The organism is Viridibacterium curvum (assembly GCF_039544165.1).
GTDB lineage: Bacteria > Pseudomonadota > Gammaproteobacteria > Burkholderiales > Rhodocyclaceae > Viridibacterium > Viridibacterium curvum.
Genome location: NZ_BAABLD010000008.1, coordinates 473,508 through 487,563, shown reverse-complemented (window position 1 = coordinate 487,563; position 14,056 = coordinate 473,508). Strand labels below are relative to the sequence as shown.

General features: G+C 62.3%; 14 protein-coding genes. 11 read left to right on the top strand and 3 right to left on the bottom strand.

All coding sequences use genetic code 11. The features are described 5' to 3' along the window. The first annotated feature begins 204 nt into the window (after positions 1-204). The 4 genes from ABEA02_RS10005 to ABEA02_RS09990 all read left to right on the top strand — a co-directional run bounded on the left by ABEA02_RS10005 (position 205) and on the right by ABEA02_RS09990 (position 5,904). Positions 205-3,327, top strand: a complete 3,123-nt coding sequence (locus ABEA02_RS10005) for a type VI secretion system Vgr family protein (RefSeq protein ID WP_345532785.1) — start codon at positions 205-207, stop codon at positions 3,325-3,327. Beyond that, the gene (locus tag ABEA02_RS10000; protein WP_345532784.1) at positions 3,300-4,148 is read left to right on the top strand and encodes a hypothetical protein; all 849 of its coding nucleotides are present in this window, start codon (positions 3,300-3,302) and stop codon (positions 4,146-4,148) included. The genes ABEA02_RS10005 and ABEA02_RS10000 overlap by 28 nt, the downstream gene beginning before the upstream one ends. Further along, entirely contained in the window at positions 4,148-4,579 is a 432-nt protein-coding gene (locus tag ABEA02_RS09995) for a hypothetical protein (protein ID WP_345532783.1), read from the top strand. The genes ABEA02_RS10000 and ABEA02_RS09995 overlap by 1 nt, the downstream gene beginning before the upstream one ends. 269 nt (positions 4,580-4,848) lie before the next feature. Continuing rightward, complete coding sequence (locus tag ABEA02_RS09990) at positions 4,849-5,904, top strand: acyltransferase family protein (protein ID WP_345532782.1); 1,056 nt, start codon at positions 4,849-4,851, stop codon at positions 5,902-5,904. Between the two features lie 42 nt (positions 5,905-5,946). On the opposite strand, the gene ABEA02_RS09985 is transcribed toward ABEA02_RS09990, so the two are convergent. Beyond that, positions 5,947-6,228: a putative quinol monooxygenase gene (locus ABEA02_RS09985; protein WP_345532781.1), complete on the bottom strand. Its 282-nt coding sequence runs from the start codon at positions 6,226-6,228 to the stop codon at positions 5,947-5,949. 71 nt (positions 6,229-6,299) lie between these two features. Next, positions 6,300-7,289: a GlxA family transcriptional regulator gene (locus tag ABEA02_RS09980; protein ID WP_345532780.1), complete on the bottom strand. Its 990-nt coding sequence runs from the start codon at positions 7,287-7,289 to the stop codon at positions 6,300-6,302. A gap of 99 nt (positions 7,290-7,388) precedes the next feature. Between ABEA02_RS09980 and ABEA02_RS09975 the strand changes: the two genes are divergently transcribed. From ABEA02_RS09975 to ABEA02_RS09945, 7 genes are all read left to right on the top strand, one after another. Beyond that, complete coding sequence (locus ABEA02_RS09975; RefSeq protein WP_345532779.1) at positions 7,389-8,246, top strand: isocitrate lyase/PEP mutase family protein; 858 nt, start codon at positions 7,389-7,391, stop codon at positions 8,244-8,246. Next, the gene (locus ABEA02_RS09970) at positions 8,233-9,192 is read left to right on the top strand and encodes an alpha/beta hydrolase family protein (protein WP_345532778.1); all 960 of its coding nucleotides are present in this window, start codon (positions 8,233-8,235) and stop codon (positions 9,190-9,192) included. The genes ABEA02_RS09975 and ABEA02_RS09970 overlap by 14 nt, the downstream gene beginning before the upstream one ends. Positions 9,193-9,203: 11 nt before the next feature. Continuing rightward, on the top strand, positions 9,204-9,902 hold the full coding sequence (locus ABEA02_RS09965) for a glutathione S-transferase family protein (RefSeq protein ID WP_345532777.1): 699 nt from the start codon (positions 9,204-9,206) through the stop codon (positions 9,900-9,902). Positions 9,903-9,921: 19 nt separating this feature from the next. Further along, on the top strand, positions 9,922-10,398 hold the full coding sequence (locus ABEA02_RS09960; protein ID WP_345532776.1) for a cupin domain-containing protein: 477 nt from the start codon (positions 9,922-9,924) through the stop codon (positions 10,396-10,398). Between the two features lie 9 nt (positions 10,399-10,407). Then, complete coding sequence (locus ABEA02_RS09955) at positions 10,408-10,974, top strand: GNAT family N-acetyltransferase (RefSeq protein ID WP_345532775.1); 567 nt, start codon at positions 10,408-10,410, stop codon at positions 10,972-10,974. Between the two features lie 165 nt (positions 10,975-11,139). Then, complete coding sequence (locus tag ABEA02_RS09950) at positions 11,140-11,541, top strand: hypothetical protein (protein ID WP_345532774.1); 402 nt, start codon at positions 11,140-11,142, stop codon at positions 11,539-11,541. Between the two features lie 362 nt (positions 11,542-11,903). Then, positions 11,904-13,181 carry a hypothetical protein gene (locus ABEA02_RS09945; RefSeq protein ID WP_345532773.1) on the top strand — a complete coding sequence of 426 codons (1,278 nt, stop codon included), beginning with the start codon at positions 11,904-11,906 and terminating at the stop codon, positions 13,179-13,181. 149 nt (positions 13,182-13,330) lie between these two features. Here ABEA02_RS09945 and ABEA02_RS09940 read toward each other — a convergent pair whose 3' ends face one another. Continuing rightward, positions 13,331-13,921 (bottom strand): TetR/AcrR family transcriptional regulator, encoded by a 591-nt coding sequence (locus ABEA02_RS09940; protein ID WP_345532772.1) that lies wholly within the window; start codon positions 13,919-13,921, stop codon positions 13,331-13,333. Positions 13,922-14,056: the final 135 nt, after the last annotated feature.

The window sequence follows — 14,056 nt, the reverse complement described above, 5'->3', positions numbered from 1 at the left end:
CAAGCCTTCAGGCTTCTCGCGAAGCACAATCGGAACGATGAAACCCCGAGAGCTGATCCGCGTTTTTGTTATTTTTGCCGGGGAGTTTATGGGTTTAGAAGCTCCGGGTATTTGCAAACACCGCCGCCCATCTGGCCGCCGACACATCGCCTGCCAGCCCCCTAGAATCTGTCGCTTCCCGACGATTCCAACGGCGTATTCCTCATGGCTTCCGAGTCAATGCAAAGCTGGGCAAGCAAAGGCGCAGGCATCTCCCTCCCCAGTCGTGAGTCCTTCCTCAAAGCCCTCACACAGAACGCCCGACTCCTCTCATTGACCACCTGCCTGCCCGACGCAGCGCTGGTGCCCGAACGCTTCATCGGCAGCGAGGGTGTTTCTCAGGTCTCCTGCTTCGACATCGACTGCCTGTCCACCAACGCGCACTTTTCGCTCGCCAGCCTCATCGGCCAGCCCGTCACGTTGAGATTGCTGCTCGCCGACGGCCGCAGCCATCGTCAGTGGCACGGGTATGTCACCCTCGCAGGACAGCTCGGTTCGGATGGCGGATTGGCTCGCTACCGCCTGCGCATGCAGCCCTGGCTCGCCGTCCTCGCGGAGCGTCGCAACGCACGCATCTTCCAGGACCAGAGTGCTGAAGACATCCTGCATCAGCTCTTCGACGAATGCGGCATAGCGAGCTACGAGTTCCGCCTTACCCAGCCCCTCAAGCCCCGAAGCCTCACCATCCAGTACCGCGAGAGCGATCTCGCCTTCGCTTCTCGTCTGCTCGCCAGCGAAGGGCTCAGCTACCGCTTCGAACACGACCAGACCGCCGCATCAGGCCAGAGCGGCGATACGCCACCGCATTCGCTGCATAAGCTCGTCATCTTCGACAGCGCGCAAGACCTGGCTGCTTGTCCTCAAGCACTCATTCGTTTTCATCGCGCAGGCGCCACCGAGGGCAGCGACAGCTTCCAGCAATGGCACACCCGGCAGGAAGTGCTGACCAACGATGTCACGCTGGCCAGTTGGGACTACAAGCAACTCGTCGCCCTCAACGGCCAAAGCGATGTAGACGGCGCTCCCTTCGGCGGTCTCGGCAACGTCCCCACGCTCGAATCCTTCGATGGCTCCGGCGCCTACCGCTACGACAGTGCCGAAGAAGCCAGCCGCCAAGCCACGCTGCGCACGCAGGCCATCGCGCTCTGCATGGAAGCCCACACTGCACAAGGCACCGTGCGCCAGCTCGCGCCCAGCCAGCAATTCACTGTGCTGCAGCACCCGCACTATCATGGCGATGCTGCCCGCTTCACAGTGCTGCGTGTTCAGCACGAAGCGGCCAACAACCTCGACAGCAACGCCAAGCGGATCGAAGGCTTGGCCGTCGACAGTGATGTCGAACCCGGCACCTACCGCAATCGCATCGTCTGCACGCGCGCCCAGCTCCCGCTAGTTCCCCAGCCGCTACCCAAGCCCCACATGCCCGGCCTGCAAAGCGCCATCGTGGTCGGCACCGCCAAGGCGAAAGCGGGCACGAGCACCCACGCTGAACGCGATCACCGCATCAAGATCCAGTTCCCCTGGCAGCGCGGCGCCGCTCCGCTCGTGGGGGGTCTCACCAGCGACACCGAGCGCGCCACGGGCGACGACAGCAACGGCACCTGGGTGCGCGTAGCCGAAAGCCTCGCCGGCCCCAACTGGGGCAGCAGCTTCACGCCACGCGTGGGCACAGAAGTGCTGGTCGACTTCCTGAACGGCGATCCGGATCGCCCCATCATCGTCGCCCAGCTCTACAACGGCCAAGACGCACCTCCCTGGCCCGCCGGCGAAGGCAGCAGCGCCAACCACCCCGGCATCCTCGCCGGCTTCCATGCCCCCACGCTAGACGGACAAGGCTGGAGCCAATGGCAACTCGATGACGCCACCGGCCAGCTACGCACGCGGCTCGCCACCAGTTTCGCCCGTAGCGAACTCAACCTCGGCTACCTCATCCACCAGACCCCCACCAACAGCCAGCGTGGCGCCTACCGTGGCCAAGGGTTTGAACTGCGCACCGACGGCTGGAGCATCACTCGCGCCGCCCAAGGCATGCTCCTCTCCACCACCGCCCGCCAGAACGCCACCAGCACCCAGCTCGACACCAGTGAGGCCGCAGGCCAGCTCAAAGCCGCCCACGACACCGCCAACCGACTCTCCGACGCCGCCAGCCAATCCGAAGCCGACCCGCTCGCACAAACCAAACAGATCGACGCCTTCCAGCAAAAGATCCATCCCGAAGAAGCGAAGAAAGACGGCAATGACCAACCCGACCGCGACATCAAGAGCTTCAGTTCCCCCGCCATCCTCATCGAAGCCCCCGCCAGCATCGCGCTGACGACACCGCAAAGCAGCAGCCTCTTCGCCGGCGAGCAACTCAGCACCACCGTGCAGGCCGACACCCAGATCACCGCCCAGCACACCGCTAGCCTCGTCAGTGGCGACGCCACCAGCCTCTACACCCACGCCGGCGGCATCAAAGCCATCGCCGCCAACAGCCCGCTCAGCATCCAGTCTCACGACGGCCCGCTCGAAGTGCTGGCCGACCAGAACGTCACGGTCACCAGCTCAAACGATGAGATCCACATCCTCGCCAGCAGCAAGATCGTGCTGCAGGCAGGGCAATCGTCAATCACGCTCGAAGGCGCGAACATCACCTTTGCGTGTCCGGGCAACTTCACGGCGAAGGGGGCTAGCCATGTGATGGCGGGTGGGGGGAGTGCGGCGGCGAGCCTTGGGGCCCTGCCCACAGGGCAAGCGGTGTTCGCCGTGAGTTCTGCGGTTGAAGCAGGGGACGAGAAATCTCTGCGCGATAACGAGTCGCTACCGATTCTACGAGTCACTCCGTCCACACTCTCCTTCACACAGAACGTGATGGTTAAAGCTGAGAGGGTGGATGGACAGCCAATCAGCCCCAACTCGTACTTTCAACTGGGCGATGTGACGATCAGGGACTACTGGATATCTTCATCGGGTAAGGCGTACTTCATCACGCCCGAGAAGCAGTTCAGTGGGGCGTTCGCGGCGGCATCCATAGGGAGTGAACAATTCAAATTGGAGAGCAGAGTTCAGTACGCCAAATCATACGGTAATGCCACTTCGTCATTAGATAAGCAGATTGAGATCTTGCGTGAGGTGTCAAAAGACAAAGGAATTGCCCAAGGAAGATCGCAGGCTTACTGGCGAGATCAAGTGCTCACAGTGGGCTATTACAGACTGCAATTGGCTATCGATGACCTCACAAAGTCTGCAAGCGCCCAGGCGGATAAAGAACTGGTTGCGGAATGGCGAAGCAAACTGGCGGACAACTGATATCTGGTGATGAGATGAGCGATTTTTTTATAGAGATCAAGCCGCCTTTTGAGATCAGGCCCGTACTACGGAAGCGCAAGGAGTACTTCAGCGAGACGGTCGCGCGGGAAGGAAAAACACTCAGCGTGGTGATCAATGCCAACTTCTACGATCTGTCTGGTTTCGGTGCGCTATCCGCTTTGTCTGGCCATCCCCGTCTGGATCCAGACAACACGACGGTGCAAGGCATCGTAGTTCACAACAAGACGGTGATTGCAGGCACCAAACGGCCGCAGGATTTTTTCATTGCGTACTACAAAGAAAAAGCGGTGAGTGGTGATCTCACACAAGCATTTGTCAGTGGCAAAGGCGATCCACCCACAGACAGCTCCGTAGGTTTGAGTGGTCTCGGCCCCTTGATCATCAATGGTCTCGCCTATGGCAGCCGCAATCAGTATTTAGCTGGCACTGCTGCCAATGCTCCGCCAATTGGTGAACCAGGTGAGTTTGCGTCAAGCTTGCGTCAACGAAGCTCTGCCAAGTTCACTGCATTTGCGAAGCGAGACGCGGACGAGGAGTTCCAGCTGGGTAAAACCTGTCTCGGCGTATCGGCCAATAGATTGTTTATCTATGTTCAGGCTCACGGGACTCCCGGCAAATCCATCGGTGACGTACGAGACAAATTCATCGCGCAAGGTTGCAAGCATGCCGTGTTCTTTGACGGGAGCGATTCAGCCATGCTTTTCCAGAATGGGCAGTTCAAAGTCAGCCAAGGCGAAGACAAGGACGAAACATGCGTAATCGGACTGGGGTTCAAGTATGACGATGGGAGCAAGAGGTGATGAGTAAGCGAAACAAGTTGATCGCGACTCTTGCAGTTTTTGTGATCCTCTTCTGCTCAGTCAGTTTGAGTTTCCCGGTATCTGTCGCAGGGGAAGAGCTGGGGTTGGGTTACGGTTTTCCTCTGCCGTGGCACGCTGCATGGGTGACATCAGCTAGCCGAGCTGTTTGGATTCCCGGTCTGATTCTGAACATCATCTGCGCCTCGGCACTCGCGTTTTGGGTCGTGCATATCTGGGCGCGAACGCAAGACCGGTCTTCGTTGTCCCTCCGCGCGAAAGCGGCTCTGCTCTTCTGCGTCTCAATACTTGGTGTCGGTGCGCTGGTACTTTACCTATCCAACTTCCTGGACCCATACGTTACTGTCGAGCAGGTTTTCGACTTTGCATGGCCAAGCGGCATGACTTTCGGCCCCCTTTTTAATCGCTCCTGATTCCTGTCTGGCGATGCAGCGAAAACTGTCTCAGCGTTCAGTGAGTCTTGTTGTTGTCAGATTGGCTACCGACTCTGCTGCCCTCTTGTTACGTCGCGTTACCCGAGCCCAATGCACTCTTCGACGAAATCTCAGACATTTGCGCCACCTTCAATTTGATGATCGTGCGCGGGGTGGTTTTGTCTCAGACTTTAACTGCCCACTCTTCAAGCGGAGAGCATTGATTTGACGGAGCGTGCAGTCTCAGACTTTATTGTTATGGAACAATCATGTTTGCAGCATCAGGGTCGACGTCAGAGAAAGACCACGTCGACTATCTCGATGGCTGGCGCGGGCTGGCCATCGTGATGTTGTTGTGGGGGCACTTTTTCCCTGTGCCCGGCATCAACCTGGGTGTGTTGGGCGTCAATCTGTTCTTCGTGTTGTCCGGCTTGTTGATGGGGCGTCTGCTGTTCATCAGGCAGACGCCACTGCCGACGTTCTACCGGCGCCGCATTTCGCGCATCGTGCCGGCACATTTGCTGTTTATCGGCCTTGTGCCTGTGTGGTTTGCGATCAGCGGACAAACGATCAACTGGACCGAATCGCTCGCCGCACTGTTCTTCATCAAGAACTACATCACCGGTGATATCGGCCACACCGTCATGCCCTTCGGCCACATCTGGTCGTTGTCGGTCGAGGAGCACAGCTACATCGCGCTCTCACTCGTTGCCCTCGCCGTGCGTCAGCGCTGGGTGAGCGCGCTGAAGGCAGTAGGGGTTCTGACCGCATGCCTGTCGCTGGCTGGCTTCTGGTACGCAAGCCACTACGCCGCCAACGAACTGGAGTTCAGCAAGTGGATCCGCTCCGAGGTCTCGGCCTACGGCATCTTCGTCTCCGCACTGGTGCTGCTCACCTTGCAGCGCCTGCCTGCGCTGCGTGTGCCGGCGGTGCTGTGTTCACTCATGTTCGTGACGGCAGTGGCCCTGCACTGGTGGTCGGTGCCCTTACCGGTGAAGACGACGGTCGGCGTCGGGTTGCTGGCCCTGGTCGTCAATCTCCTGCCGCAAGCGCCTGCGGCATTCGTCCGCCTGTTGTCGCTGCGTCCGTTGAGGACGCTGGGCCTGTGGTCTTTCTCCATCTACCTCTGGCAACAGCCGTTCTACGTCGCCTCGCACAATGGCCAGCTGTCGCCAATGCTGGCGCTGTTGCTGGCCATCCTCGGCGGTGTTGCGTCCTTCCATCTACTGGAGCGACCCGTGCGCCACTTCCTCAACGCGCGCTGGGGGCAGTCGTCCGGCGCCGCTTCTGCCAACGCGGCAGGGGGACTGCACAAGCCGTCCTGAGAATCAGCCTGCCGGCACGCGGACGCGCATTTCAGGCATCCGTCACAAGGTGCCGGCTTCGAGCAGGTCGAGGTACTGGAATTCCGGCGCTTTCACACCGGCCTCTTTGCGGATCTGAACGAGGCGCGGCGACTCGAAGAAGGCGCGGGCTGCGGCGAGCGATGTCCAGGCCGAAAAGTGAACGATGCGATTGGCGTCGTTCTCGAACTTCAGAACCTGGTAGCTGCGCTCGCCCGCTTCCTTGCGGATGCCGGCAGCGGCATCGAAGATCTTCTTCCAGGCGGGGTAGTCTTCCACTTCATGGATGATCAATACGTATTGCATGGGCATTCTCCGGGACGCATGTCCCGCGGATCGGTCCGGTTCGACTCACCGTGAGTTTTCTGCGCTCACACTCAATGCCGGCCAGACCGCAAGCGCCCCGGTGTGGTGTTGAGGGTTTTGAGCGTGAGGCGACGCAATGCCGTGGCGTCGGCGTAGCCGACCTGCACCGCGATTTCGTCGAGCGACAGGCGTGTGCTCTCCAGCAGATGGCGCGCACGCCGCAGCCGCACCGCCTGCACGAGGTCCTGTGCCGTCTGGCCTGTGGCGCTGCGCACACGCCGTGTCAGCGTCTTCTCGCTCACGTGCAGCGCTTCGGCCAGCGTGCTCAGGGTCGGCACCATTGGCAGGCTCTTTTCGACAAGTGCTTCCAGCGCCTGCACGGTCGGGTCCTGCTGGTTCAGTTGCGACCAGATCATGTAACCCGCCTGACTGTCGCGGTCGTCGAGCAGCAGGTAACGCATCGTGAGGTCCGCCACTTCGGCACCCAGCGCGTGGCGGATCAGGTACAGCATCAGGTCCATCTGGGCCAGTGCCGCTCCGGCGGTGATGACGCGATCCTGCACGACGAGCATGCGATTGATGTCCACCCTGCAGTCGGGTTGCCGCTGCTGCAGGTAGCCCGCCAGTCGCCAATGCGTTGTGGCGCTTCGCCCGCTCAGCAAACCGGCATTGCCGAGGATGAAGGCCGCCGAACATCCCGCTGCCACCAGGCCTCCGTTGTCATGGTGTCGTGCGGCCAGCGTCGCCAGCAGCTGCGCGTCAGGGGCGTCGAGCCGCTCACCCAGCGAGGCCGGGTCATAGCGCTCGCCCGGCCGGGCAACGATTGCGATGCCGGGAATCAGCAGTACCGAGCCATCCAGGCGCAAGCGCGGCGAGAGCGGTGTGGTGGGCACGCTCAGCCCGCTGCTCAGGGCAGCCTGCGTCCCCGTGCCGAGCACGCGCCAGCGCAAAGCGCGGCCGCCGCGAATGGCCGACAGGCGGCTGGCCGCTGTCAGCGCATCCAGAGTGATGGCGACGCTGGAGGCCAGCGCACCGTCCAGCACGGCAATCGTGAAATCCATTCTTGTCTGAATACGCGTTAAAAATGTCTTAACAGACACTAGCACAGTTGTGGCCGGTTGGCTGAAATGAGGCTCCCTCATCAATGGAGCGCAGCTCTGATGTCCGCCACGCCCGTCTTCGCCACCACCCGCGAGAAAGCCGAATACTTCCAGGCCTTGCACCGATCCGGCTGCTTCATCGTGCCCAACCCCTGGGACGCCGGCTCCGCCCGCATCATGGCGCACGCCGGTGCGGTCGCGCTCGCAACAACGGGCGCTGGCTGCGCCTTTGCACGGGGCCTGCCAGACCACGCCCTGTCGCCCGACCAGTTGTTCGACGCCGTGGCCGACATCGTGCAGGCCAGTCCGCTGCCCGTGACGGTTGACCTCGAAGATGGCTTTCACGTCGAACCGGAACACGTCGCCGAGAGCATCCGCCGCGTGGCTGCCCTGGGTGCCGTGGGCGCGTCGATTGAAGACAAGCCCCGCACGGCGCGCGCTGGCCAGTACCCCGTCGCGTTCGCTGCGGCGCGTGTTCAGGCAGCGGCCGAGGCGGCACGTGCGCTGCCTCACCCCTTCGTGCTGACGGCTCGCGCAGAGAACTTCTTCGGCGGTGCGCCCGATCTTGATGACACTATCCTGCGCTTGCAGGCCTATCAGGCCGCCGGCGCTGACGTACTCTTTGCGCCCGGCCTGCAGACGGCGCAGCAGGTCGCCACGGTCATCAGCGCTGTTGCACGTCCCCTCAACGTGCTCGCTGGCGTGAAGGACTCAGCGCTGGATTACGCCAGCCTCGCCGCCCTCGGTGTTCGCCGCATCAGCGTTGGTGGCGCGCTGCAGAGGCTGGCGCTCAGCGTCGTGCATGACGCGGTGGGCCAGATGCTGCGCGAAGGGCGCTTCGATTGCGCAAACCGTGCCATCAGCGGTGCACGCCTTAACGAACTTTTTGCAAGCGGTGCCCCGGATGCTGCACGTTGAGGCCTGGCCCGCCATGGCGTCTGCCGCGCCCAAGGTCATCAGCGAAGCGCTAAGCCTGCAGGCCGAAGACGGCTACCCGCTGGCGGCCCACGCCTGGCATGCAGCGGGGAATGCCGTTGCCGAGCGCGGCATCGTCGTCATCAACCCCGCCACGGCTGTGAACGCCACCTACTACCATCGCTACGCACGCTTCCTCGCCACCCAGGGCTTTCGCGTGCTGACCTACGACTATCGTGGCATCGGCGCCTCGCGTCAGGGCAATCTGCGGCGCTGGAAGCACATCACCAAGTTCGATTGGGGGCGCCTCGATTGCGAAGCCGCGCTCGGCTGGTGCGTGCGCCATCATCCCGATCTGCCCCTGCACGTCGTCGCACACAGCATAGGTGGCATGACGATCGGGCTTGCCCCGAGCAACCACCGGGTTGTGCGCTGCCTCACCGTCGGTGCGCAGTTTGCGTACTGGCCTGACTACGCCCGCAGCGCACGTCTGGGCATGTGGTTGCGCTGGCACCTGGGCATGCCTCTGCTGACGGCTGCTCTGGGCTACTTCCCCGCCAGGGCACTCGGCTGGCATGAGGATCTGCCGGCCGGTGCCGCCTATGAGTGGGCGTTTCGTGGCAAACAGCTGCGCGCAGCAAGCGAAGCGGCCGCACAGGCCATGACGCACTTTCGCAGCATGCGCGGCGAGATCCTCGCCATCGGGATTGCAGATGATCCCTTCGGCACCCCGGTTGCGATCCAGCGCCTGCTTGCCTATTTCGAAAACTGCCGTTGCTTCCGCCAGACCATCGCACCTGGCTCGGTCGGCGAATCGAAGATCGGCCACTTTGCCTACTTCCATGAAAAGTTTCGCGACACCCTCTGGCGCGATTCCGTGCGTTGGCTGCGCGACGCACGCTTCGTCCAGCACCCTCCGCTTGCCACAGGCAGCACCACTGCGCGATGAGAGAGCACATCATGCCAATCCAGCATCTCAAGCTCTACCATGCTCCGGCCAGCCGCAGCGTGCGTGTCAAATGGTTGCTGCACGAACTGCTGGGCAACGCCTTCGAAGTGGCGCGCGTCGACCTCTGTGCAGCCGAGCAATACACCGACGCCTTTCTGCGCATCAACCCCAACCACGGTGTGCCCGTGCTCGAAATCACCCGGAACGATGGCAGTGTCAGCTGGCTGATCGAGAGCGCAGCCATCGTCACCTTCCTCGCTGACGCCTACCCTGAAGCCTCGCTCGCGCCACCACCCGGCGCCTCTGCCGCGCGGGCCGACTACTTGCAGATGCTGCACTTTGCCGCGACCTGGATGGACATGATGCTCTGGCAGATCCGCGCACATGAGCACGTGCTCCCTCACGCCGAACAGCACCCGCCCACCATTGCACGCTATCGCAACAAGTTCCTCACCGAGGTCGAGCCGCAGTTGATCGCGCGACTGCAGCGCGCCCCGTTTGCGTGTGGTGACACTTTCAGCGCGGCCGACTGCGTGCTGGGCCATACGATCTTCTGGGCGCGCGGCTATGGTCTGTGTCGCGATCAGGTCTTTCGGGACTACATGTCCAGACTTTCGCAGCGCGCAGCATTTACGGCGGCGTTTGCAGATGCGCGTGAGTTTGTGCTCGACGTCCGTCCGCATCCGCTCTCGCAACACTTTACGGGTTAGAAAGGGGAGGGCGGTCTGCATGTCGAAGACGAATCCATTAACTTGCGTGGCGGCCACAGTCGCCCCGCGCACAAAGCCATCGAACTACCCCGAACCCTTCCGCTCGCAGATGGCCGGCCGTGAAAAACGCGCCCTCGGCGATGTGTTCGGGCTGAGCAACTTCGGCGTCAACCTCACACGTCTCGCGCCCGGTGCCGTGTCCGCACTGCGCCACTCACACACCTTGCAAGACGAGTTCATCTACGTGCTGCAAGGCTCGCCGACCCTGCACACCGACGAAGGCCATACGCAGCTGGCCCCCGGCGTTTGCGCCGGCTTCAAGGCAGGTAGCGGCAACGGACATCGCCTGATCAACCAGACCGAGGCCGAAGTGATCTATCTGGAAGTAGGCGACCGCAGCCCCGGTGATCAGGGGCTCTACCCCGATGACGATCTGAAGGCAAAGCTGCTGAACGGCCAATGGCAGTTCACCCACAAGGACGACACTCCTTACTGAGCGCAGGCCATGGAGCAGATGACCCCATCCCGGCTGGCCACGCCCGCTGACGCAGAAGAGATCGCCGCGCTGGTCAACCGCGCCTATCGACCCGCTGCCTGCGAGCGCACGTGGACGCACGAGGCGGACCTGATCGCCGGTGAGCGGATCGCGGTCGAGCAAGTGCGCACGCTTTTCCGACCACAATCACGCGTGTTGCTGCAGTGCCGGGCCTCGGCAATTCTCGCTTGCGTACACCTGGAGATCGTTGGCGCTGTTGCCCACATCGGCATGCTCGCCACACGCCCCGATGTGCAGGCACAAGGCCTCGGCAAGCACATGCTGGCGCAGGCCGAGCGACATGCGCACCAGTACTTCCGCGTCGAATCATTCGAAATCTCGGTGCTCACCGCGCGCACGGAACTCCTGTCCTTCTATGAGCGGCGCGGCTATGTGCGCACCGGACGCAGGCTCCCTTACCCTGCAGACAGCGGTACAGGGCAGCCATTGCGAGAAGACATCGAACTCGAACTGCTGAGCAAGACTGCGCATCGGAATCTTTATGCGAAGGTCGTTGATGGCCGTCACCCGGCGTAACCCGGAAAAGCGAAGCGCCTTCCGACCTTCGATCCGACCTTCAAATCTGGCACGCAGTACGGGTTACGGCCTTGCCCCCCCACGCGGCCCTTTTCCACAGACTGACGGGAACGGCGCGCACGCCAACCGGGTCGAAGCCGGCATGCACACCCCGGAGACCCGATCATGCAACGCCTCATCTGGACTGGTTGCGCCCTCCTTGGCGCGTTCTGGACCCTGCTGGCAGTCGTCGCCCATGCGCTCACCGACTGGGCGCTGCAGGCTGTAGCGACAGGCTCGCCGGGAAATCTGGCCACGCAAGCCGCCGAATCGCCCATCACACAATGGCTGACCCCCTGGCTGGGGGCAGAGGCGGTCACCTACTTGCAGAACAGCATGCTGACACTGGCGGGCTGGCTGCACACCGGGCTGCCCGCAATGGGCGCCCTGGACGCCTGGATCACACCCTTGATCTGGATTGTCTGGGGCATCGGGACGGTTCTGCTGGTGCTTGGCGCACTCCTGCTGTGCTGGGCGTTCAAGCACACGCCTGAGATCGGCCAGCTGCGGCGACGGCAGCTCGCGTAGCACACCGCGCCAAGGCGCCCGGCAAACCTGCGCGACACGGGCGGCGCCAGTTCCCCGTGCCTTCCCGAGGCGCCGCCGCACGGGATGTCTCATCGGTACGCAAAAGGCATGCAACAGCCGGCGCAGAAACCACCCATCCGGCGATGCACCCCTCGACCGGCCGCATGCGCCCCTCTGCCGTAGCCTCGCTCGGGCCACTTGTCGGTGAGCGTTTGTCCTGCGCACACCGTGAAGTGATACTCGCGCCACGCTGACGCGGCACGAGCGCCTGTAATCCATTCCGCATGTCAGCCCAAGCGGTCACGCCATCACGCAAGGCATCGCGCCTCACAGCCACGCATCGACGGGTAACAGAAAACTTCATGAAAAGAAGAGACGCCTTGCAATGGATCCTGACGCTCCCGGCCCTCGCAAGCTGTGGTGGATCCGGTGGCAGCAGCGGTGGCAACAGCACCAGCGCAGGCAGCAGTGGCGCCTCAAGTTCCAGCAGCGCTTCTGGCGGCAGCAGCTCCTCAGTTAGCTCCTCTCTCAGCTCGTCATCAGGCACATCGTCCAGCAGCACATCCAACAGCACATCCAGCAGTGCCAGCAGCGCCCAACTCACGCCTGCGCAGGCCAGCTATCGCCACGGCGACACCCTCACCATCACCCAGGCAGGCGGCAATCCGCAGGTGATCCACACCTTCCTCGGGGGCGCGGGTGGCGTCATCGAATCCCCCGCCCTGGGTGCGAAGCCGGCCAATGGCCAGGGCTGGGCGTTCGACCAGCTTGGCGGCCCCACAACGATTGCCAACGATGCTGTGCGCGGCAAGGTGCTGTTCACGCCCGAACACGACGCAAGCTACAACGCCACGCGACGCTTCGACCCGGGTGCGCCCATCGCCGAACAGCGCTACTTCTACAAAGCCCACTGGGTGCGCAACGTCATGACGATGGGTGGTGTGCCCTATGCCAAGAGCTATCAGTGGAAGCACGAGCGCATCAGCTGGCAAGACTCCGTGGTCGACACCGACTGCGAAATCAAGGTTCACGACTTGTTCAACAACAGCGGCGGTCAAATCAATTTCGTCAATCGATCCGCAGCCAGCAAAAGCACCTACTACACCGGCAGCACCGTCGCAGACAACGCGGGCTGGACCCTCATGGAGATCATGGTCTTCACCGGCACACAGGGCCTCAATGACGGCAAAGTCATCACCCGCGCACACCATGGCGGCGAGACGCGCGTCAGGCTCAATCGCCAGAGCGAAATGGTCTATGCCGACCCCAGCCTGCGGTTGCGCTACTTCATCGAACAGAACTACTTCGGCAACTTCGGTCAGAAAGAGGACGGCGTCGACAACAAGCTACCCAAGCCCGATGTACGCGAGCTGTATTCCGACGACAGCCGCGTGATCCTGGGGCAAGACACCGTCAGCGGCTGGCAGCGCGTCGAACTGCGCGACACACCCAGCCTGCAGACAGCCACCGTGCGCGAACTGCAAACCTGGACGGTGTGGAACGACAGCATCACCCTCACGCTCAACACCGGCGGCCTCAGCGCCGGCAGCCATGACCTCTACCTGTGCGTCATCGACGGTGTCGACGCCAATGGCTGGGATGTTGTTCGCCACGCACTGCCACTGCGCGTGGTCGTCTGACGTCGGGCCGCATGCAGCGCAGCGGAATCCGGGACGGTGCGCTGCGCGCTGACATAGACCCGGATTGTGCCTGTGCCGTCATCCGGGCCTCCCACTGAAGATCACGCCGTGCGCCGCGCTTCCGTAGCGCAGCGCACCTAGGTGTGCACTCACTGACTCTCACCCGCACTCCAGCGCGGCCCCAGCAGCGCCTTGCCGGTTGCGGCGGCAATCTCGTCTGCCAGCGTTGACGAACTGACCGCCCGCGCCAGGGTTACAGCCCCAACCAGTGCGGCAAGTGCTGCACAAGCTGCATCCAGATCGCGCGGCGCCTTGGGCGACTTGGGGCCAGCCAGAATGGCTGCAGCCACATCCTGCAAGCCTGCCTCGAAGGCCTCGCGCGCTTCGGGCGTCGAGCGGGCCACTTCGGGAGAAAGGCTCTGCAGGCTGCAACTCTCTGACAGATCGCACTGGCGTTTCGCGCCCAGATAGAAGCGCACGAAACCCTCCCACCACGCCTGCCCCCAGGTCTCCTGGCAGTACAACACGCCGGCCTTCAGATCGGCCATGCCCTGAACAATCGCTGCGCAGAAAGCCTCGTTCTTGGACCCGTAATGTACGTAGAAGGCACCTGACGTCACGCCCGCCGCCTTCGCCAGACCATCAACACCTATTCCGCCAAAGCCACCCTTGCGAAAGCTGCGCGCCGCCGCCTCGGTGATGCGCTGGAGAGTCTGCGCTTTCTGTTCCTGTCGGGACATGGTGATTCCAATGCAAAGAGCCTGTGAGAAGTCACATTGTACTTGTACGGATAACGATCGTTATGTATTGTCCACATAACGTTCGTTATCCCAACGGCCGTTGCCACCAAGCCTACCTCCATTCAGCCATTCAAA